Source organism: Azohydromonas sediminis (assembly GCF_003574675.1).
Taxonomy (GTDB): domain Bacteria; phylum Pseudomonadota; class Gammaproteobacteria; order Burkholderiales; family Burkholderiaceae_C; genus Calidifontimicrobium; species Calidifontimicrobium sediminis.
The window spans coordinates 99,018-120,511 of sequence record NZ_QOAZ01000009.1 but is presented as its reverse complement, the minus strand read 5'-3'; the positions used below and the strand labels follow the sequence as shown (position 1 = coordinate 120,511).

Genomic DNA, 21,494 nt, shown 5'->3' with positions numbered 1-21,494 from the left:
AGGCAACTGCTGTGGGGCATGCGGCGCAACCCCGCCGGCTGGAGTCGCCACCAGCTCGATGCCATGCACTGGCTGCAGCGCTCGACGCTCAAGAGCGCGCGGGCGTGGCGGCTGAAGATGGCGCTGCGCGAGGTGTACGCCCGAGCCCGAGTGCACAACAGCCCTGACCAGGCCGGCGCCGACCTCAGGGCCTGGCTGAGCTGGGCGCGGCGCTGCCGGCTCGAGCCGTTCAAGAAGCTCGCCGCCACGCTGAGGCAGCGGTTCGACGCCGTCGTGAGCGGCATGGTCGATCACCGCAGCAACGCCTTCGTCGAAGCCATGAACGGGCTGCTGCAGCAGGCCAAGCGCGCCGCGCGCGGCTTCAGGACGAGCAAGAACTTCATCGCCATCGCCTACCTGCGCCTGTCCAAGCTCAGGCACCTGCCGGCCAGCCCATTCGTGCCGGCGATGCCGAAATGACGGCGTCGCGTTCCACACGAAACGACATGGAGCCCCGCGGCGGCACCGCGTGCGCGAGACAATTACTTGATGAACGTCGTGCGCGGCGCCGTCTTCGTGCTCGGCCTGGTGACGGCCATGGTGTGCCGCGCCGCCGGCGTCGAGCTCGAGGCGATGACGTGGACCGAAGTGCGCGATGCGGTGCGTGCCGGGCGCACGACCGTCATCGTGCCGATCGGCGGCACCGAGCAGGGCGGGCCGCACCTCGCGCTGGGCAAGCACAACGTGCGCGTGCGGCTGCTGGCGCACCGCATCGCGGCGCAGCTCGGCGACGCGCTGGTCGCCCCGGTGCTGCCCTACGTGCCGGAAGGCCGCATCGAACCGCCGCAGGGCCACATGCGCTTCGCCGGCACGCTGTCGGTGCCGGAAGCAGCCTTCATCGCCGTCGTCGAAGGGGCCGCGCGCAGCCTGCGGCGCGCCGGTTTCGTCGACATCGTGCTCATCGGCGACCACGGCGACTACCAGGCGCTGCTGGCGGCACTGGCGCGCCGGCTCGACCGCGAGTGGGCCTCGACGCCGGTGCGGGTGCACCATGTCGAGGCCTACTACCGCACCGCGCAGACCGCGTTCGCGCGCACGCTGCGCGAGCACGGCCTGACGCCGGCGCAGATCGGCGAGCATGCCGGCGCCGCCGACACGGCGCTCGCGCTGGCCCTCGACCCGTCGCTCGTGCGCCCCGACCAGCTCGGCGCCGCCGCCGCGCAGGGCGCGGCGGTCGGCGTCTCGGGCGACCCGCGCGCCGCGACGGCGGCGCTGGGGCAGCTCGGCGCCGAGGCCATCGTCGCGGCGACCGTCGACGCGATCCGGCAGGTACGCCAGCGGCCCCGCCTCGCGGCGCGGGATTGAGTCGCGGAAGGCCGTCGCCGGTCAACCGATCGCGGGCCCCGCGGGTTAACGGGACACAGCCCATCCGAAAACGAAGCGAAATCGAAGTGCCGCCAGGCACGAGGGAGCTTGCTTGACCCGTCATCGTTCCGCCGTGCTCGCCACGGCCCTGTCCGTGGCCGCTGCGGCGCTCGCCGTCTCGGCAGCGCTGCACCACGCGTCGCCCGCCGCGCTGGCGAGTCCGCCGGCAGCCCCCGCGGTCGCCGCCGTTCCCGGGATGCCACCGGTGCCGGACCCGACCAACGTTTACAGCGAGACCGCCGCCGACAAGTTCAGCGCGGCGGTGGCCGGTGCACTCGAGCGCGTCTACGTGCCCAACCGCGCGGCGAACACGGTGTCGGTGATCGACCCGGCGACGCTGAAGGTCGTCGACACGTTCAAGGTCGGCGTGCACCCGCAGCACGTCGTGCCGTCGTACGACCTGAAGACGCTGTGGGTCGCCAACAACGCCGAGGGTCGCACCGACGGCAGCCTGACGCCGATCGACCCGCGCACCGGCAAGCCGGGCAAGGCCATCCCGGTCGACGACCCGTACAACCTGTACTGGTCGCCTGACGGCCGTTACGCGATCGTCGTCGCCGAGGCGTACAAACGGCTCGACTTCCGCGACGTCGCGACGATGCAGCTCGCGTACTCGATCGAGACGCCCGACTGCGACGGCATCAACCACGCCGACTTCTCGCTCGACGGACGCTACGCGCTGTTCACCTGCGAGTTCGGCGGCGCGGTGACGAAGATCGACCTCGTCGGGCGCAAGGTGCTGGGTACGCTCAAGCTCAGCCGCTACTTCGACCGCCCCGACGTGCAGGCGCTGCTCGCGGCGCCAGGCCGCAAGCCGAAGAAGATCCCCGACCCGGCGCTGGCCGGCCAGCAGATCTGCACGACCCCGGGGATGCCGCAGGACGTGCGCATCACGCCCGACGGGCGACTGTTCCTGATCGCCGACATGATGGCCGACGGCGTGCACGTCGTCGACGGCGAGTCGTTCACGCAGGTCGGCTTCATCCCCACCGGCATCGGCGCGCACGGCCTGTACCCGAGCCGCGACGGCCGGCGCGTCTACGTCGCCAACCGCGGCTCGAACCAGATCCGCGGCAAGCCGCGGGGCCCCGGCAGCGTCTCGGTGATCGACTTCGCGACGCTGCGCGTCGTCGCGCAGTGGCCGATCCCCGGCGGCGGCAGCCCCGACATGGGCAACGTCAGCGCCGACGGACGCCACCTGTGGCTGTCAGGGCGCTACGACGACGTCGTCTACCGCATCGACACGGCCACCGGCGCCGTCGACAAGGTCAAGGTCGGGCGCGAACCGCACGGCCTGACGGTGTGGCCGCAGCCCGGGCGCTACAACCTGGGCCACACGGGGAACCTGCGCTGAGCGCGGGTCGCACGGCGGCTCACTCGTAGATCTCGGCCTCGGGGTCGGTGGCCTCGAGCTCGTAGCTCGCCGCGAGCATCGCCAGGCGGCCGATCACGCCATACATGTAGAAGCGGTTCGGCGCGCTCGCGCCGGGCTTGGCGCCGGGGCGCGGCAGGTGGCTGGCCTCGTCGAACGCCAGCGGCACGAAGGCGGCGCCCGGCGCGTTGAGGTTCTCGTCGATGCCGCGCTCGGCGTGCACGCGGTAGAAGCCGCCGACGACGTAGCGGTCGAGCATGTAGACCACCGGCTCGGCCACCGCCTCGTTGATGCGCTCGAAGGTCGGCACGCCTTCCTGGATGATGACCTCGGTGACCTCCTGGCCTTCCTTGATCACGCTCATCTTGTTGCGCGTGCGGCGGTTGATCTCGTCGAGCTCCTTCGGGTCGCGCACCGTCATGATGCCCATGCCGTAGGTACCGGCGTCGGCCTTGACGACGACGAAGGGCTTGTCGGTGATGCCGTATTCCTTGTACTTGCGCCGGATCTTGGCGATCAGCGCCTCGGCGTGGCCCTTGACGCAGTCGATGCCGGTGCCCTCGGCGAAGTTGACCTTGCCGCACTGCGCGAACATCGGGTTGATCAGCCACGGGTCCATGCCCAGCAGCTTGGCGAACTTCTTGGCCACCTCCTCGTAGCTGCGGAAGTGGTTGCTCTTGCGCCGCACGGCCCAGCCGGCGTGCAGCGGCGGCAGCAGGTACTGCTCGTGCAGCCCCTCGAGGATCTTCGGGATGCCGCCCGACAAGTCGTTGTTGAGCAGGATCGTGCAGGGGTCGAAGTCCTTCAGCCCGAGCCGTCCGCGCGTGCGCACCAGCGGCTCCACCGTCAGTTCGCTGCCGTCGGGCAGCGCGAGCTTCGTCGGTTTCTTGATCTCCTCGTCGAGCGTGCCCAACCGCACGTTCAGGCCCGTCTGGTGGAAGATCTGCATCAGCCGCTGCACGTTCATCAGGTAGAACGTGTTGCGCGTGTGCTTCTCGGGAATCAGCAGCAGGTTCTTCGCCTCGGGGCAGATCTTCTCGATCGCCGCCATCGCCGCCTGCACCGCCAGCGGCAGCATCTCCTCGGTGAGGTTGTTCCAGCCGCCGGGAAACAGGTTGGTGTCGACCGGCGCGAGCTTGTAGCCGGCGTTGCGGATGTCGACCGACGTGTAGAACGGCGGCGTGTGCTCCATCCACTCGAGCCGGAACCAGCGCTCGATCGCCGGCATCGACTCGAGGATGCGCGCCTCGAGCTCGTTGATCGGGCCGGTCAGGGCGGTGATGAGGTGCGGGACCATGGCGACGCCTCGTCGTGCGGGGCTCCGATTCTAGGAGCCGGCCTGCGCACGGCGCTCGCCGCCGCCCCGCGCGGGCTCAGCGTCGCGCCTCGTGCCCCGGGATCCAGTCGGTGCCCGCCAGCGGCACGCGCGCCATCGCCGCGGCCTCGATCGTCAGCGCGACCAAGTCCTCGGGCTCGAGGTGGTGCACGTTCTGCTTGCCGCACGCGCGCGCGATCGTCGTCAGCTCCATCGTCAGCGTCTTCAGGTAGTTGCGCAGCCGCTTCGCGCCGATCGGCGGGTGCAGGCGCTTCTCGAGCGCCTCGTCCTGCGTCGTCAGCCCGACCGGGCAGCGGCCGGTGTGGCAGTGGTGGCAGGTGCCCGGCGCAGTGCCGAGCGCGGCGTAGTCGGCGGTGGCGTCGACGTGCGTGCCGTCGGGCTTCACCCAGCTCGACGAGTTGCAGCCCATCGCCATCAGCACCGCCTGCCCGATCGAGACCGCATCCGCCCCGAGCGCGAGCGCCTTGGCGACGTCGGCGCCGCTGCGGATGCCGCCCGAGACGACGAGCTGCACCACCCCCTTCATGTTCATGTCGGCGATCGCGTCGGCCGCCTGCCGCACCGCGGCCAGCGTCGGGATGCCGACGTGCTCGATGAACACGGTCTGCGTCGCCGCGGTGCCGCCTTGCATGCCGTCGACGACGACGACGTCGGCGCCGCTGTTGATCGCGAGCTTGACGTCGTAGTAGGTGCGCGTCGCGCCGACCTTCACGTAGATCGGCTTTTCCCAGTCGGTGATCTCGCGCAGCTCCTTGATCTTGATCTCGAGGTCGTCGGGGCCGGTCCAGTCGGGGTGACGGCAGGCGCTGCGCTGGTCGACGCCTTCGGGCAGCGTGCGCATCTTCGCGACCCGCGGGTTGACCTTCTGGCCGAGCAGCATGCCGCCGCCGCCGGGCTTGGCGCCCTGGCCGATCACGATCTCGATCGCATCGGCGCGGCGCACGTCGTCGGGGTTGAAGCCGTAGCGCGACGGCAGGCACTGGTAGATCAGCGTCTTGCTGCTGCGCCGCTCCTCGGGCGTCATGCCGCCGTCGCCCGTCGTCGTGCTCGTGCCGACCTCGGTCGCGGCCAGGCCCAGCGCCTCCTTCACGTTCGCCGACAGGCTGCCGAAGCTCATGCCGGCGATCGTGATCGGGGTGGCCAGCTCGATCGGCTTGGCGCCGTGGCGCGTACCGAGCACCGTCTTCGTCACGCAGCGCTCGCGGTAGCCCTCGAGCGGGTAGCGCGACAGCGACGCGCCGAGGAACACGAGGTCGTCGAAGTGCGGCACGCGGCGCTTCGCGCCCAGGCCGCGGATCTCGTACAGGCCGGTCGCCGCCGCGTGCTGGATGTAGGCCAGCGTCTTGGCGTCGTAGCCCCAGCTTTCCTCGAGGTGTGGTGCAGTCATCTCAGTACTCTTGATTCGCGTCGGCGTTCCAGTGGTACAGGCTTCGGGCGCTGGCCACCCGCTTGAAGTCGCGCGGGTCGTGGCGGTCGTGCGGCGCGCCGGCGGCCGCGAGCAGCGCGGCCACCGTCGCCATATCGGTGTCGGTCATCGGCTCGATCTGCGCGTCGGCGCCGAGCGACTTGATCGCGCCCTTCACGTAGATCACGGCCTCGTACAGCGAGTCGCCGAGCGCGTCGCCGGCGTCGCCGCAGACGACGAGCCGCCCGGCCTGCGCCATGAAGGCGCTGAAGCTGCCGACGCTGCCGCCGACGACGATGTCGATGCCCTTCATCGAGATGCCGCAGCGCAGCGACGCATCGCCGTCGATCACGAGCAGCCCGCCGTGGCCCGACGCGCCGGCAGCCACCGACGCGAAGCCCTTGACGTGCACGCGCCCGCTCATCATGTTCTCGGCCACGCCGGGGCCGGCATTGCCGTGGATCGTGACGTTGGCGTCCTGGTTCATCCCGGCGCAGTAGTAGCCGGTGTGGCCGTGCACGCTGACGCGCCACGGCGCGTGCATGCCGACCGCGATGTTGTGCGCACCGTCGGGGTGGACGATGCGCACCGGCGTCTCGACACCTTCGGTGCCGTGCAGGAAGCGGTTGACCTCGCGCAGCGGCGTCGTGCGCAGGTCGAACACGAGTTCGTCGAGTGTGGTGGCGGTCGTCATCGCGTCAGGCTTTCCAGACGTAAATCTGCTCGGGCACCGGCTCGAAGATGCGCGCGTCGTCGATGCCGGGCAGGTGCGCGAGCGCGTGGAACTCGCTCGCGATCGCGACGTAGTCGTCGTGCTCGGCGACCACCGCCGGCTTGCACGCGAACGTGTCGCGCACCAGCGCGAGCTGCGTCGCGTCGCCCATCAGGAAGGTGTAGAAACCGTCGAACACGTCGAAGCCGCGCTTGAGCGCCGTGTGCAGGTCGTCGCCCTCGCGCGTGCGCCACTCGAGGAAGCGGCACGCAGCCTCGGTGTCGCAGTCGGTCTCGAACGCGATGCCGCGCGGCTCGAGCATGCGGCGGATCTCGTAGGGGTTCGACAGCGACCCGTTGTGCACGAGGCAGAAGTCCTCGCCGGCGGTGTACGGGTGCGAGTGTGCCGGCGTGACCGCGCTCTCGGTGGCCATGCGCGTGTGGCCGACGACGTGCGTGCCGGCGAGCCGCTCGAAGCCGTAGCGCTGCGCGATCTGCGCCGGCGTGCCGACGTCCTTGTACAGCGTGATCGCGTGGCCGATCGCGAGCAGGTGCAGCTCCGGGAACTCGGCGTGCAGCCACCGGCGCAGCGCGTCGGCCGGCTGCGCGCTGCGCAGCAGTGCGTGCTGGCCATGCACGACGAGCTCGGGACGCTCGCCGAAGGCCGCGTGGTGGCGCTCGGCCAGCGGCGCGAAGTCATACCCCTTCGCGTCGCTGAACAGGCTCGCCTGCGTGCGCGCGCCGGAGTCGGGGTTGAACACCGCGAGGCCGGCGGCCTCGGGGCCGCGGCTGGTCATCCCGATGAGGATCGGCAGCATCAGCTCGCCCAGGCGCGGGCGCAGTTCGGGGTTGCGGATCAGCAGGCCGACGATGCCGCACATGGCATGGGCTCCTTGTCGCGGGGGATCAGAAGAATTCGAGGTAGCGGCGGGTCTCCCACCCGCTGACGTGACGGCAGTACTCGGTCCATTCCATGCGCTTGAGGCGGATGAATTCGGCCGCCAGCGCGTCGCCCAAGGCGCCGCGCACGACATCGTCGCGCTCGAACGCGGTGATCGCGTCGGCGAGCGTCTGCGGCAGCACGCCAATGCCGCGTTCGCGCAGCTGGTCGGCGCTGCACTCGTACAGGTTGTCGTTGCACGGCCGCCCCGGCTCGAGCCGGCGGCGCACGCCGTCCATGCCGGCCGCGAGGATCGCCGCCGTGGCCAGGTACGGGTTCATCGAACCGTCGGCCAGACGCATCTCGATGCGGCCGTACGGGATGCGCACGCACGCGGTGCGGTTGTTGTCACCGTAGGCGATGTACGCCGGCGCCCACGTCGCACCCGACAGCGACCGCCCGACGACGAGGCGCTTGTATGAGTTGACCGTGGGCGCACAGACGGCGGCAAGCGCCTGCGCGTGCGCGAGCAGCCCGGCGAGGAAGTGGTAGCCGAGCTTCGACAGTCCCATGCGCTGCGGGTCGGCGTCGTCGTGGAACAGGTTCTTCACCTGGCCGTTGCCGAGCGAGATGTGGAAGTGCGCACCGGTGCCGGTGCGGTCGGCGAACGGCTTGGGCATGAAGGTGGCGACCATGCCGTGCGCGCGCGCGATCTCGCTGACGCCCATCTTCAGGTAGACGAGGCGGTCGGCGGTGGTCAGCGCGTCGGCGTAGGTGAAGTTGACCTCGAACTGGCCGTTGGCGTCCTCGTGGTCGATCTGGTAGACGTCGAGGCCGCCTTCGCGCAGCGCGCTCGTCATCGCGTCGAGGCAGGCCGCGTTGCGCGCGAGGCCCTTGTAGTCGTAGCAGGGCTTGTCGAGCGTGTCGGTGTCGTCGGCCGGTGCGAGCGCGCCGTCCGCGCCGCGCTTGAGCAGCATGAACTCGGGCTCGATGCCGGTGTACATCGTGTAGCCCTCGTCGGCGAGTGCGGCGAGCGCGCGCTTGAGCACGACGCGCGAGCAGTATTCGTAGGGCTCGCCCTTCACGTGGCCGTCGCACGCGAGCCGCGCGAAGCCCGGCATCCACGGCATCGGCGCCAGCGACGCGAGGTCGCCGCGCGCCATGTAGTCGGGGCCGTGCGGCCCCATGCCCAGCCCCCACAGCGCGAAGCCGGCGAAGCCGGCACCGTCGTCGAGCACCATGTCGAGGTGCTCGACCGGGACCGCCTTGGCCTTCGCGGCGCCGTGGATGTCGACGAACTGCGCGAGCAGGTAGCGGATGCCGCGCTCGGCGCACCAGGCCTTGGCTTGTTCACGGTTCATGGGGGCCTCCGGAGGTTTCACGCGTGACGTCGGCGGCGATCACGCACAACTCGTGCCGCAGGTACGGCATCCACGTGGGGTCGGTGACGAGGCGCACGGCCAGGTGGCCGTCGACGCGATGGCGCGTCGCGACGACCGGCACGCCGATCACCTGCGTCATCACGACCTCGTCGGCGGGTGCGTCGGGCGCGGCGAGGTCGACGGCGCAGACCTGCAGCAGCAGGTCGCGCACGCGCGGGCCGTGCAGCAGCAGCGCCGCGTCCTGGCGGATCACCTCGTGGACGCCGGGGCCGGCGCCGGCGATGCGCGCGGCCCATGCCGGCAGCGCACCGTCGTCGGCCGCCGCCGACGCGTCGAGCATGAACTCGCCCGACCCGAGCCGCAGCAGCTGCACGCCGCCGGGCAGCTCGGCGACGCGGTTCGGTGCCGGCAGCGCGGCCAGCGTCGCCGCGAACTCGATCGCGCGCGGCCCTTTGAAGCCGAGCCGCGCACCGGCCAGCGGCGTCACCGCGACGCAGGCCGACGGCTCGATCGCCGGCCACCGCGCGAGCGCCTCGCCGCGCGGGGATGCGACGACGGGCGGTGCCGACGCGGCCCTGGACACAACGGTCTCGCGCATGCGGTGGCCCTCGGCGTCGTAGAACGGCAGCGCCGCGACGGTGGCGGTCACGGTCGGCGCCGCGGCCGGGTTCGGGCCCGTGAGGCGGATCGTGATCGGCGTGCCCGGCGCCGCGAGCGCCGGCGGCACGTACGCCAGCCCGACCGTGCAGCCGAGCGCAGCGCTGCGCGCGACGCTCGTCACCCGGCCGGCGATCGCGCCGTCGTGGATCACGAGGTGGCACTCGTCGGGCACCGGCGCATCGGCCGGCAGCGTGAAGCCGACCAGCACCTGCTTGCGCGGCCGCGCCTGCACGATGCGCAGGCTGCGCTGGCCGACGAAGAAGGGCTTGTCCATCTTCAGCGCCCACGCGAGGCCGGCCTCCAGCGGCGTCGTCAGCCCGTCGGTGTCCTGGCCGACGATCAGGTGGCCCTTCTCGAGGCGCAGCACGCGCTGCGCCTCGACGCCGAACGGCGCGAGGCCGTGGTCGGCGCCGGCGGCCGTCAGCGCGCGCCACAGCGCCGCGCCCGCGCCGGCCGGCACGTGCAGTTCGACGCCCCACTCGCCGACGAAACCCACGCGCAGCACGCGCGCCTCGACGCCGTCGAGGCCGAGCCCGGGGCGGAACCCGGCGCGGCGCAGCGCGAGGTACGGCAGGTCGACCAGCGGCAGGTCGAGCACACGCTGCAGCACCGCGGGCGCCTGCGGGCCGGCGAGCGAGACCGCCGCCATGTGCCCAGTCAGGTTCACCAGCGTCGCGTCGAGACGCCAGATGGCGTTCCAGCGCTGCATCTCGCGGTAGACGGTGGGCGCGGCTGACGTCGTCGTGCTGACGTAGAAGTGATCGGGCGCGAGGCAGCCGACGACGCCGTCGTCGATCACGACGCCGGCCTCGTCGAGCGCGAGCGCGTAGCGCGTCGTGCCCGGCTTCATCGCGGCGAAGCGGCCGGTGTACAGGCGCTCGAGCAGCTCGCCGGCCTGCGGCCCGCGCACCTCGATCTTGCCAAGCGTGCCGACGTCGATCAGCCCGCAGCGCTCGCGCACCGCGGCCACTTCGGCGACGATGCACGCCTCGCGCGACAGCCCGGGGCGCGCGAAGTACGCCGGCCGGCGCCAGACGCCGGCACCCATCCACACCGCGCCGAGCGCGTCGAGCTCGGCGTCGAGCGGCGTGCGGCGCTGCGGGTGGAAGCGCCGCCCGCCCAGGTGCGCCATAGTCACCGGGTGGTACAGCGGTCGCGCCGTCGTCGTGCCGACCTCGCCGACGGGCCGACCGAGCGCCTTCGCGAGCACGCGCAACGCCGTCATGTTGCTGTGCTTGCCCTGGCTCGGGCCCATGCCGTTGGTCGTGAAGCGCTTGAGCAGCTCGACGTTGTCGAAGCCCTCCTGCACGGCGATGCGCAGGTCCTTGACCTGCAGGTCCTCGTCGAAGTCGACGAAGTTCTTGCCCTGCAGGTGCTCGACGATCGGCCACGGGTGCGACGGCGGCTCGGCCGGTGGCGGCACGGTCACGGCCACCGGCACGCCGCGGCCGAGCGCGTGCGCGGCAGCGCGCGCACCGGCGTCGCGCGCCTGCGCCGTCTTCGTGTCGGGGTCGTAGGCGCCGGCGACGCGGCCGCACGCGAACACGCCGTCGGGCAGCGCGGCGGGGACGAACTGCTCGACGGCGTCGTCGTAGCGCATCCGCGCGCCGGCCTGATACAGCAGGCTCGCCGCCGGCGCGAAGCCGGTGCTCGTCAGCACCGTGTCGCAGGCGAGCCGCTCGCCGGGTGCGCCGCCCGGGAACGGCGCCAGCACCACCGCGGCGACGCGGGGGTCGGCACCGGCGATTGCTTCCTGGACCGCGTGGCCGGTGACGATGCGGATGCCGGCGTCGCGCACGGCCTGCGCGAACGGCGCCGAGCGCGGCCCCGGTGCGGCGCGCAGGTCGACGACGGCCGCGACGCCGACACCGAGCGCGTGCAGGTCGAGCGCGGCGGCGTAGCCCTCGGGATTGGCCGTGAGCACGACGGCGCGCTCGCCGCACGCGACCGCGTGCCGGTGCGCGAGCCGCAGCGCGGCGCCGGCCGTCATCACGCCGGGGCGGTCGTTGTGGCGGAACACGGCCGGCTGCTCCCAGGCGCCCTGGGCGACGACGAGCGACGCGCAGCGCACCTTGACGACATGCTCGCGCGTGACGACGGGCACCCAGTGATCGGCATAGAAACCCGCGGCGAACGCCGAGGCGTGCGTGCGAATGCGCGGGTGCGCCGCGACCTGCGCGAGCAGCGCCTGCAGCGCCGCGAGCCCGGGGCCGCCGGCGCGGGCGTCGAACGCGCTGCCGCCCAGTCGAGCGTTCTCGTCGACGAGCAGCACCCGTGCGCCTTCGTCGGCCGCGGCAAGGGCCGCCTGCAGCCCCGACCAGCCGCCGCCGACGACGAGCACGTCGGTGTGGTCGTAGCGCTTGGGCGTGGAGATCCGCGGCGTCGCGAGGTCGAGCCGGCCGAGCCCCGTCGTGCGGCGGATCAGCCGCTCCCAGGTCGGGAACCAGCGCTTGCTGTGGAACGCCTTGTAGTAGAAGCCGGCCGGGAAGGCCTTCGCGAAACGATCGAGCCACGCGAGGCGGTCGCCCGCGAGGCCGCCGAACTCGACGTTGACCGGCTCGGCGACGAGGCCGTCGACGAGCGGCTCGACGTCGGCGCGCACGTTCAGCCGCTGGCCGACCTGCACCAGCACGTTGACGTCGGTGTTCGCGTAGCCCCACACGCTGCGCGGGCGGTGGTATTTGAAGCTGCGCCCGAGCAGCGTCTGGCCGGCGGCGAGCAGCGCGCTCGTGACGGTATCGCCGGCAAAGCCGGTGAACGCGCGGCCGTCGAAGATGAAGTGCACCGACCGCGAGCGGTCGATCCACTCGCCGGGCACCGGGGGCAGTCGCTTCACCGCATTGCCTCCGGCACCTCGTGCGGCAGCCAGGTGCCGAGCACGGTGTCGCGCGCGACGTCGCGCTCGGCGATGAACCACGTGCCGCTGGGCAGGTGGTACCACCACTCGCGCTTGACGCCGGGCGCGCCGCTGCGGTCGAACACGTACGACGCCCACTCGGCGTCGCTCGCGCGGTCGGGGTCGAGCATCGCGCGCACCTCGCCGCCGTAGGCGAACTCGCTGATCGGCCTGACGCCATTGACGGGACAGCGCAGCAGCTTCATCGCTCAGTGCCCCACGCTCGCGGCGCCCTTCTCGCCGGTGAGCTCGTAGCGGGCGAAGCGGTCGAACGCGAAGCCGGTGATCAGCTCGTGCGCCTTGCCGTGCGCCACGGTCCATGCCATCGTCTTGCCGCACACCGGCGTCGCCTTGAAGCCCCAGGTGCCCCAGCCGGCGTCGAGGTAGAAGCCCTCGACCGGCGTGGGCCCCATCACCGGCGCGAAGTCGGGCGTCATGTCGGCCATGCCGGCCCACTGGCGCACGATCTTCACGTGCGACAGGCACGGGAACAGCTCGAGCATGGACGCGCTCAGGTGCTCGACGAAGTCGAACGTCGAGCGCGTGCCGTGCAGCTCGTACGGGTCGAGCGAGGCGCCCATCACGAGCTCGCCGCGCGCCGTCTGGCTCACGTAGATGTGCAGCGACCCGGATACAACGATCGGGTCGAGCCAGGGCTTCATCGGCTCGCTGACCATGGCCTGCAGCGGGTGGACGGTGATCGGGCTCTTCAGGCCCACCATCGCGAGCAGGCCCGGCGTCGAGCCGGCGACGGCGCTGAGCACGGTGCGCGTGGCGATGGTCCCGCGCGACGTGCGCACGCCGGCGACGCGCCCGGCGGCATCGACGTCGATGCCGAGCACTTCGGTCTGCTGGTGGATCTCGACGCCGCGGCGGTCGGCGCCGCGCCCGTAGCCCCACGCCACCGCGTCGTGGCGCGCGATCGCGCCGGGCGCGTGGTATAGCGCACCGAGCACCGGGTCGGTGCCGCCGCAGTCGAGGTCGATGCCCGGACAGTGCGCGGCGATGTGGTCGCGGCCGACGACTTCGCTCGCCACGCCGTGGTGCTTGTTGACCTCGGCGCGCCAGCGCATGGTGCGCAGCGCACTATCGGTGTGCGCGAGCGTGTAGTGGCCGCGCGTGCTGTAGAACAGGTTGAGGTCGAAGTCCTCGGAGAGGTCCTGCCACAGGCGCACGCTCTCGTCGTAGAACTTCACGCCCTCGGGCGTCAGGTAGTTCGAGCGGATGATCGTCGTGTTGCGCCCGGTGTTGCCGCCGCCGAGGTAGCCCTTCTCGAGCACGCACACGTTGGTGATGCCGTGGTCGCGTGCGAGGTAGTACGCCGCGGCCAGGCCGTGGCCGCCGGCGCCGACGATCACGACGTCGTAGCTCGGCTTCAGGCGCTCGTGCGCGGTGAACATCCGCGGCTCGGGATGCTCGTGCGACAGCAGGAACTTCAGCAGGCCCAGCGGCATGGGGTGGCGGCGGTGCCCCCGGCGTGTTGCCGCATGGTGCACCGGAATCGAATCTGTTGCATAGTAAGCAACAAGAGTGCCACTGAATCAACAACCCCGTGCGCCGATCGGCCTCACCACCGCCCCCCGCCGCTCCGGACGTCGCGCCGACGCCCGAATCGGCCTCGCCCGACGTCGCGCTGCTCGGCCGCTACGTCGGTCACGCGGTGCGCGAGCAGCGGCTGGCGCACCGGCTCACGCTCGGGCAGGTGGCCGAGCGCGCGGCGGTGAGCCGCAGCCTGCTGTCGAAGATCGAGAACGGCCTCGTCTCGGCGAGCCTGGATACGCTCGCGCGCATCGCGCAGGCGCTCGGCGTGTCGATGTCGGCCCTGTTCAAGCACTGGGACGTGCCCGAAGGCCGCGCGCAGCACGTCAAGGCCGGCCAGGGGATGGAGGTGGTGCGCCGCGGCACGCCGAGCGGCCACACGTACCACCTGCTTGCCTACGACCCCGGCCCGCGCAAGCGCTTCGAGCCGTTCCTGATCTCGATCGACGACCCGAGCGAGTCGTTCCCCGACTTCGAGCACCCGGGCACCGAGTTCATCCACATGCTCGCCGGCACGATGGAGTACCGCCACGGCCGCCAGACGTACCTGCTGCAGCCGGGCGACTCGCTGACCTTCAGCGGCCAGATCCCGCACGGCCCCGGGCGGCTCGTCGAGCTGCCGATCCGCTTCCTGACGGTGATCGTCTACGACAGCCCGGCCGAGTGAGGGCGGCGCCCCGGGAATGAAAAAGGGGCCACTGCCATGGCCCCCCTTCGTCGCGCGGGCCGCGCCACACGGCGCGGCCATTCGCTCGATCAGCGGTTGTACGCGGTTTCGCCGTGCGACGTGATATCCAGGCCCTCGCGCTCCTCTTCTTCGGTGACGCGCAGGCCGATCACCATGTCGACGATCTTGTAGGCGACGAACGCGACCACCGCCGACCAGACGATCGTGATGATGACGCCCTCGGCCTGGATCAGCACCTGGCTGGACATCGAGAAGTCCTCGGCGCCGGTGCCACCCAGGTACGGCGCGGCAAACACGCCGGTGAGGATCGCGCCGACGATGCCGCCCACGCCGTGGACGCCGAACACGTCGAGCGAGTCGTCGGCGCCGAGCATGCGCTTGAGGCCGGTGACGCCCCACAGGCAGATGAAGCCCGCCGCCAGGCCGATCACGATCGCGCCCATCGGGCCGACGATGCCGGCCGCCGGCGTGATGCCCACCAGCCCCGCCACCGCACCCGACGCCGCACCGAGCATCGAGGGCTTGCCCTTGCCGAGCGCTTCGCCGATCGTCCACGCCACGACCGCCGCCGCCGTGGCGAACAGCGTGTTCAGCGTCGCCAGCGCGGCGCCGCCGGTGGCCTCGAGGTTCGAGCCTGCGTTGAAGCCGAACCAGCCGGTCCACAGCAGCGCGGCGCCGAGCATCGTCAGCGGCAGCGAGTGAGGCGGCATCGCCTCCTTGCCGTAGCCGATGCGCTTGCCCACCACGTAGGCGCCCACCAGGCCGGCGATGCCGGCGTTGATGTGCACCACGGTGCCGCCCGCGAAGTCGAGCGCACCCTTGTCGAGCAGGTAGCCGCCGGCACCCCAGACCATGTGCGCGATCGGGATGTAGCAGAACGTGAACCACAGCGCCGAGAACAGCAGCACCGCCGAGAATTTCATGCGCTCGGCGAACGAGCCCACGATCAGCGCGCAGGTCAGGCCGGCGAAGGTGGCCTGGAACGCGATGAACACGAACTCGGGCAGCTTGAACTCGTCGGTGAACGTGTCCGCGAGGCTGTCCATAGTCACGCCCGACAGGAACAGCTTGTCGAAGGTACCGACGATCAGGCCCTCGCCGCCGAACGCGAGGCTGTAACCGTAGACGGCCCACAGCACGACGACGAGCGAGAACACGACCATCACCTGCATCAGCACCGAAAGCATGTTCTTGCTGCGCACGAGGCCGCCGTAGAACAGCGCCAGGCCCGGCACCATCATCACGACGAGCAGCGTCGAGACGAGCATCCAGGCCACGTCGCCCTTGTGGACGGTCGGCGCGGCCGCAGCCGCCGGCGCCTCGGCCGCCGGCGCGGCAGCTTCACTGGCCGCCTCGACGGCCGAAGCCGGCGCCGACGCGGCCTCCTGGGCGAAAGAGACGCCCGCAAAGCCCAGCAGCGTCAAGCCGAGGGCGAGGATCGCAAACAGTTTCTTCATGGGATTGTCTCGGTGTGTTGTGCCGCTGATCACAGCGCGTCCTTGCCGGTCTCGCCGGTGCGGATGCGCACCACCTGCTCAAGCGTGGAGACGAAGATCTTTCCGTCGCCGATCTTGCCGGTGCGCGCCGATGACTCGATGGCCTCGATCACGCGGTCGAGCAGCGCGTCGTCGACGGCCGCCTCGATCTTGACCTTGGGCAGGAAGTCGACGACGTACTCGGCGCCACGGTACAGCTCGGTGTGACCCTTCTGGCGGCCGAAGCCCTTGACTTCCGTCACCGTGATGCCCTGCACGCCGATCGCGCTGAGGGCTTCACGCACTTCGTCGAGCTTGAACGGCTTGACGATGGCGGTGACCATCTTCATGGTGGTGTTCCTTTCGTGAGTGCAAACGACGCAGGCGCCGCCCGGGTCAGGTCGCCCGGCTGCGAACGGCAGCGGCAACGGCGGGGGCGGCTAAGGCGGGGGGAATCTTCTGCATGGGCGTCTCTCCGATGAATTAGGGGATGGCCACCCGTGTTCTGCAGCTTCCATGCCATCGTCGCGATCGCGCCGCCGGCGCCGAATCAGCGCTTTGGCGCGACGATCGCGCACCGAAAGAGAGCAATGGCGAAAAACGCACTTTTTCGGTGCGCGATTGGCCGCTGCCGGCGCGCCGCAGCGCGTCTGTCTTTGTGTCCCGGTCGTCGGCAGCCGGTGGCGCGCGATCTGGAGGGAGGACGGGATGTCACTGGCCGTGGTCCACAGCCGCGCACTCGACGGGCTCGATGCACCCGAAGTGCAGGTCGAGGTGCACCTGGCCAACGGGCTGCCGAGCTTCACGCTGGTCGGGTTGGCCGACACCGAGGTCAAGGAGGCGCGTGAGCGCGTGCGCGCTGCGCTGACCCACAGCGGGCTCGGCTTCCCGCACAACAAGCGCGTCACGGTCAACCTCGCGCCGGCCGACCTGCCAAAGGAGTCCGGGCGCTTCGACCTGCCGATCGCGCTCGGGATCCTGGCCGCCGCGGGTCAGGTTGACGCGGTGCGCCTGGGCGACGTGGAGTTCGCCGGCGAGCTGTCGCTGGCCGGCGAACTGCGTCCCGTGCGCGGCGCCGTCGCGCTCGCGCTCGGGCTGCGCGCCGCGGCGCCACCACGCACGCTCGTGCTGCCGGCGGCCAGCGCGGCCGAGGCGGCGCTGGTGGGCGGCGTCGACGTGCGCGCTGCGTCGCACCTGCTCGACGTCGTCGCGGCGCTGCAGCCGGGCGACGCCGCGGTGCCGCTGCCGCGCGCCGCCGCCGCACCTGCGGCTGCGGCACCCCCCGCGCCCGACCTGCGCGACGTGCGCGGCCAGGCCGCAGCGAAGCGCGTGCTCGAGATCGCCGCGGCCGGCGCGCACAGCGTGCTGATGGTCGGCCCGCCGGGCAGCGGCAAGTCGATGCTCGCGCAGCGGCTGCCCGGGCTGCTGCCGCCGATGGACGACGACGAGGCGCTGCGCAGCGCGGCGCTGCAGGGGCTGTCGGCGGAAGGCTTCGACGTGCGCCGCTGGCGCCAGCGTCCGCTGCGCGCGCCGCACCACTCGGCCAGCGCCGTCGCGCTGGTGGGCGGCGGCTCACCGCCGCGACCGGGCGAGATCTCGCTCGCGCACGGCGGCGTGCTGTTCCTCGACGAGCTCGTCGAATTCAACCGCTCGGCGCTCGAAGCGCTGCGCGAGCCACTCGAGGCGGGCCGCATCACGATCTCGCGCGCGGCGCGGCAGGCGACGTTCCCGGCGCGCTTCCAGCTCGTCGCGGCGATGAACCCGTGCCCGTGCGGCTGGCTCGGCGCCCCCGTGGCGAGCCCGCGCACGTGCCGCTGCACGCCCGACGTCGTCGCGCGCTACCAGGCGCGGTTGTCGGGGCCGCTGCTCGACCGCATCGACCTGCAGGTCGAGGTGCCAGCGGTGGCGCCGGCGCAGCTGCTCGCGCAGCCCGAGGGCGAGCCCACTGCCGTCGTCGCCGCTCGCGTGGCCGCCGCACGCGAGCGCGCGCTCGCGCGGCAGGGCAAAGCCAATACGCTGCTCGAGGCGGCCGACCTCGAACGGCACTGCCGGCTCGACGAGACCGCCCAGCGCTTCGCGCAACAGGCGGCGCAGCGCCTGGGCTGGTCGGGGCGCAGCCTGCACCGCGTGCTGAAGGTGGCGCGCACCATCGCCGACCTCGCCGGCAACGAGCGGCTGACGGCGACGCACCTGGCCGAGGCGATGCAGTACCGGCGTGCGCTGCCGGCGGCGTAGGCATCCGCGGGCAACCACGGCCGGCCGCGCCGCCGGCCCGTTCAGGTGTTCATGAAGCCGAGGTTGCGCACCGACGGATCGAAGTTGCCCAGGTTCGGGAAGATCGTCAGCGCGTCGGCGTCGCTGACGCCCATCCAACGCGCGAGCGTGGCGGCAAACTGGTCCACCGAGATCTCGGGCAACAGCGACCCGTTGTCCAACTGGTCTGGACTGCTGTCGAACCGGTTGTTGTTCGCATTCTTCACGCCGATCTGCGGAAAGCGCCCGTAAATGTCGCCGCCGCGCACCGCGCCGCCCATCACGAACTGGTGCGAACCCCAGCCGTGGTCGGTGCCGTCGCCGTTGCTCGTGAACGTGCGGCCAAAGTCGGTGGCGGTGAAGGTGGTGACGTTGTGGCGCGCGCCCATCGCGCCGAGCGTGTCGTCGAAATAGCGCAGCGCGTGCGCGAGGCGCGCCATCAGGTCGGCGTGGTTGCGGTTCTGCAGGTCGTGCGTGTCGAAACCGCCCATGCTGACGAAGAACACCTGGCGCCGCACGCCGATCGCGCCGGCCATGCCGGCGTCGATCATGCGCGCGACCGTCTGCAGCTGCTGCGCCAGCGCGTTGAAGCTGTTGGTGCCGCTCAGCGGGTTCGGGTACTGCAGCTTGGGGTCGCTGCTGGCGCTGTAGTTGCCGCTGGCCGGTGGCGTGCCGAACAGCGGGTCGCTCGCCGGCTTGAGGGCCGTGCGCAGCATGGCTTCGGCAGCCATCGAGCGCTGCGCGACGGCGGCCATATCCATCTCGAACAGATGCGTGCCGCGCGCCGAGCCGGCGATCTGCGCAAGCGCGTGGCCCACCACCGCTGAGCCGAACACGCGCCCGTTCGCATCGGTGCCGAGACGGATCGCGCCATTGCTGCCGACCTGGTACTGCTGGATCTGCTGGCCCGCGAGCCACACCGAGTTGCCCGATGCCGACACCGACGTGAACACGGCGTTCGTGTTGTGCGAGGCGTAGAGCAGATCGCCGATGCGTCCGCCCCAACCGCGTGTGGCGCCTTCGGGCTCGAACGCCATCCAGGTGTTCTGCTGGTCGTTGTGCGAGAACAGCCGCTTGGGCTTCGGATGGTTCGACTGGGCGTACTGCGCCTTGGTCGTCGGCACGATCAGCGGGCCGACGTTGGCCACGATCGCGAGCCGGCGGTCGGTGTCGAACATCGTGCGCAGCGCGCCCATCAGGGGGTGCAGCGCGAACGTGCGCCCCTGCGGGTTCAGCGGGCCGATCGGCAGCACGCCGCCGAGCCGCGCCGGCGAACCCGCTGCCGCCGAGGCATTCGCCGCCGCGCCCGGGGCCAGCAGCGCGATTGGGTCGGGCGCCTGGTTGCGCGTGGCGGTGTACGCGGTCCACGACGCCGTGTCGGTCGGCAGCACCATGTTGAAGCTGTCGTTGCCGCCGAACAGGAACACGCACACCAGCGCGCGGTAGTCGGACGCGCTCTGCGCCGAGGCCTGGCCGATCGCGGCCAGGTTCAATGCCAGCGGTGCCGCCCGGGCGGCCATCATCGACAGCGCGCCGGCCTGGCGCAGGAAGGCGCGGCGCGATGGGTCGTGGGTACGGACGTGGACCTTGTTCATCGTTGCACCAGGAACTCGGGTGAGGCCAGCACGAGCAGGATCGCCGCGCGCACGCGGTTGAGCTTGGCGGTGTCGATCGCCGACGCGTTGCTGCCGTTCGAGGTCGGCGCCGGGATCGCGATGCTCGCCACCGCCTCGAGGATCGTGTCTTTCAACGCCTGCGAGACGGTGCCGTAGGTCAGCTTGACCACGACGTGGTCGACGAGCGCCGCGGGCCGATCGGCCAGCGCCAGTTCGGCCGTGAAGTCGGGCCGCAGGTCGCGCCGGTTGTAGGTCACGCCGTCGATGGTGCCGTTGTAGACGCCGACGCCCGACGACAGGTTGTCGCGCATGAAGTTCACGTAGCCGGCGGCCGTCGTCTCGTGCGCGATCTGCATCTCGGGCACGACGAGGCCCGCGGCGGCGGCGTAGGTGCCGGGCGGCACATAGCCCGGGCGGAAGAAGTTGAACACCGACGGCGCGCGCATCGGCGACTGGCCGAGCGCCGAACCCGGGTTGTCGGTGTTGCCGACGCGCCAGCGGCCCGTGTCCGACGTGTGCGGGAACGCGCGCAGGTACGCCGACAGACGCAGCACCGGCTCGCGCACCTTGCCGCTGGTGTCGGACATCGTGCGCGCCTCGGGGTGCAGCAGCACCGCCTTGAGCACCGCCTTCAGGTCGCCGCGCACGCCCTTGCCGTTGTCGGCGAACACGCGCGCGACGTCGTGCACGTACTGCGGACTCGGGTTGCTGGTGACCAGCCGCTGGATCAACTGGCGGCCGAAGAACGGACCGACGTTGGGGTGGTTGGCGATCGCGTCGAGCGCCGCCGTCAGGCTCGCCTGCGGGTCGGCGGTGGTCTGCGCGGCGATCGTGGTGCCGAGGAAGGTCTTGGCCTCGGTGCTGTGGAACTGCGCGTAGCCCTTCATCGGCTTGAAGCTGCGGTCGGGGTCGGACCGGCCGTTGACCGTGCCGCTGTAGAAGCAGCCGTTGCTGGTGTCGACGCAGTCCCAGCTCCAGCCGGTGAAGACCTTGGCCAGGCCGCTGATGTCGGCCGGCGTGTAGGTCTCGACCGGCGCGCCGCCGACGGTGCGTGGGGTGCCGTCGGGGTTCAGCTCGACGATGCCGATCGAGAACAGCTGCATCACCTCGCGCGCATAGTTCTCGTCGGGCACGCGGCCGGTGGCGGGATTGGCCTTCTGGTTGCGCAGGTGTGACAGGTACACGCCCATCATCGGGTGGCGCGAGACGCTCTCGAGCAGCTGGCGGTAGGTGCCCACGCCCTGCTCGTTGAGCATGTCGAGCCAAGCCGCCACCGCGCGCGGGTTGTCGCCCACGGTGCCGTCGACCATCGAGATCACGAAGATCTGCGACAGCGCGTAGGCGTGACGCAGGCGCAACTGGTCGGCGCCGTGGACCGCGTGGCGCCAGAAGGCGTTGAGCACGCCTTCCTGGCCGGCCGATGCGTTCGGGTCCGACGCCTTGAGTGCGCGGTCGGCGGCCTCCCACAGCGCGCGGTGCGACGACGGCGCGCGCGCGAGCTGCTCGTCGATCCAGCGCTCGTAGCCGATGCGCATCACGCGCTCGATGTCGGCCTGCGTCGGCCCGAACGTGGCCTGCGTCAGGAAGCGCGCCGCTTCTTCACGCGTCGCCGGCGCGTCGCTCGCGATCGGAGCGTCCTCGCCGCCACCGCCGCCGCCACAGGCGGCCAGCATCGCGGCCACGCCCAAGCCCGTGAGGCCGCGCACCAACCGGCACCGCATCGCGATCCACGATACGCCAACGTCCACTGCATCCTCCCGCTGCGCACGGGCAGACCGCCGGTGGCCCGCCCGCGTGGCGCGGATTGTTCGCACGCGGTCCGGCCGGGTCCGTGACGCCGTGCACGTCCGTCACCGCGGTTGCGGTGCGTTGCATCC

At 71.5% G+C, this 21,494-nt stretch carries 17 protein-coding genes; 5 read left to right on the top strand and 12 right to left on the bottom strand.

The features are described 5' to 3' along the window. The 3 genes from DRV96_RS07450 to DRV96_RS07440 form a co-directional block, all read left to right on the top strand. A partial coding sequence (locus DRV96_RS07450; RefSeq protein WP_162910978.1) for a transposase occupies window positions 1-459 on the top strand: 459 nt, incomplete at its 5' end. 69 nt (window positions 460-528) lie between these two features. Continuing rightward, window positions 529-1,344: a creatininase family protein gene (locus DRV96_RS07445; protein WP_119289446.1), complete on the top strand. Its 816-nt coding sequence runs from the start codon at window positions 529-531 to the stop codon at window positions 1,342-1,344. 112 nt (window positions 1,345-1,456) lie between these two features. Next, entirely contained in the window at window positions 1,457-2,758 is a 1,302-nt protein-coding gene (locus DRV96_RS07440; protein WP_336470512.1) for a YncE family protein, read from the top strand. 19 nt (window positions 2,759-2,777) lie between these two features. Here the strand turns inward: DRV96_RS07440 and gshA are convergent, their stop codons facing one another. The 8 genes from gshA to DRV96_RS07400 form a co-directional block, all read right to left on the bottom strand. Further along, the gene (gshA, locus tag DRV96_RS07435; RefSeq protein WP_119289444.1) at window positions 2,778-4,073 is read right to left on the bottom strand and encodes a glutamate--cysteine ligase; all 1,296 of its coding nucleotides are present in this window, start codon (window positions 4,071-4,073) and stop codon (window positions 2,778-2,780) included. Between the two features lie 76 nt (window positions 4,074-4,149). Then, window positions 4,150-5,499, bottom strand: coding sequence for an FMN-binding glutamate synthase family protein (locus tag DRV96_RS07430; RefSeq protein WP_119289442.1), 1,350 nt, complete (start codon window positions 5,497-5,499; stop codon window positions 4,150-4,152). A 1-nt stretch (window position 5,500) separates the two neighbouring features. Further along, the gene (locus DRV96_RS07425; RefSeq protein ID WP_119289440.1) at window positions 5,501-6,211 is read right to left on the bottom strand and encodes a protein glxC; all 711 of its coding nucleotides are present in this window, start codon (window positions 6,209-6,211) and stop codon (window positions 5,501-5,503) included. 4 nt (window positions 6,212-6,215) lie between these two features. Beyond that, complete coding sequence (locus tag DRV96_RS07420; RefSeq protein ID WP_119289437.1) at window positions 6,216-7,109, bottom strand: class II glutamine amidotransferase domain-containing protein; 894 nt, start codon at window positions 7,107-7,109, stop codon at window positions 6,216-6,218. A 25-nt stretch (window positions 7,110-7,134) separates the two neighbouring features. After that, a complete protein-coding gene (gene glnT, locus DRV96_RS07415; protein WP_119289435.1) occupies window positions 7,135-8,469 on the bottom strand; it encodes a type III glutamate--ammonia ligase in 1,335 nt (444 codons plus the stop codon). Beyond that, complete coding sequence (locus DRV96_RS07410) at window positions 8,459-11,986, bottom strand: 2Fe-2S iron-sulfur cluster-binding protein (protein WP_119289433.1); 3,528 nt, start codon at window positions 11,984-11,986, stop codon at window positions 8,459-8,461. The genes glnT and DRV96_RS07410 overlap by 11 nt, the downstream gene beginning before the upstream one ends. Then, a complete protein-coding gene (locus DRV96_RS07405) occupies window positions 11,983-12,252 on the bottom strand; it encodes a sarcosine oxidase subunit delta (protein WP_119289431.1) in 270 nt (89 codons plus the stop codon). The genes DRV96_RS07410 and DRV96_RS07405 overlap by 4 nt, the downstream gene beginning before the upstream one ends. Window positions 12,253-12,255: 3 nt before the next feature. After that, entirely contained in the window at window positions 12,256-13,500 is a 1,245-nt protein-coding gene (locus DRV96_RS07400) for an FAD-dependent oxidoreductase (RefSeq protein WP_119289429.1), read from the bottom strand. Window positions 13,501-13,598: 98 nt separating this feature from the next. On the opposite strand from DRV96_RS07400, the gene DRV96_RS07395 reads away from it, so the two are divergent. Next, window positions 13,599-14,252, top strand: coding sequence for a helix-turn-helix domain-containing protein (locus tag DRV96_RS07395; RefSeq protein WP_419187039.1), 654 nt, complete (start codon window positions 13,599-13,601; stop codon window positions 14,250-14,252). 89 nt (window positions 14,253-14,341) lie between these two features. Here DRV96_RS07395 and DRV96_RS07390 read toward each other — a convergent pair whose 3' ends face one another. Together DRV96_RS07390 and glnK are read right to left on the bottom strand one after the other, a co-directional pair. Next, the gene (locus tag DRV96_RS07390; protein WP_119289427.1) at window positions 14,342-15,730 is read right to left on the bottom strand and encodes an ammonium transporter; all 1,389 of its coding nucleotides are present in this window, start codon (window positions 15,728-15,730) and stop codon (window positions 14,342-14,344) included. Between the two features lie 29 nt (window positions 15,731-15,759). Then, window positions 15,760-16,098, bottom strand: coding sequence for a P-II family nitrogen regulator (gene glnK, locus DRV96_RS07385; protein ID WP_119289424.1), 339 nt, complete (start codon window positions 16,096-16,098; stop codon window positions 15,760-15,762). A gap of 358 nt (window positions 16,099-16,456) precedes the next feature. On the opposite strand from glnK, the gene DRV96_RS07380 reads away from it, so the two are divergent. Beyond that, window positions 16,457-17,983: a YifB family Mg chelatase-like AAA ATPase gene (locus DRV96_RS07380; protein ID WP_119289422.1), complete on the top strand. Its 1,527-nt coding sequence runs from the start codon at window positions 16,457-16,459 to the stop codon at window positions 17,981-17,983. A 41-nt stretch (window positions 17,984-18,024) separates the two neighbouring features. Here DRV96_RS07380 and DRV96_RS07375 read toward each other — a convergent pair whose 3' ends face one another. Together DRV96_RS07375 and DRV96_RS07370 are read right to left on the bottom strand one after the other, a co-directional pair. Beyond that, window positions 18,025-19,596, bottom strand: coding sequence for a DUF1501 domain-containing protein (locus tag DRV96_RS07375; protein ID WP_119289420.1), 1,572 nt, complete (start codon window positions 19,594-19,596; stop codon window positions 18,025-18,027). Beyond that, window positions 19,593-21,290, bottom strand: a complete 1,698-nt coding sequence (locus DRV96_RS07370; RefSeq protein ID WP_119289467.1) for a DUF1800 domain-containing protein — start codon at window positions 21,288-21,290, stop codon at window positions 19,593-19,595. Before DRV96_RS07370 ends, DRV96_RS07375 begins: the two co-directional genes overlap by 4 nt. Between the last annotated feature and the right edge of the window lie 204 nt (window positions 21,291-21,494).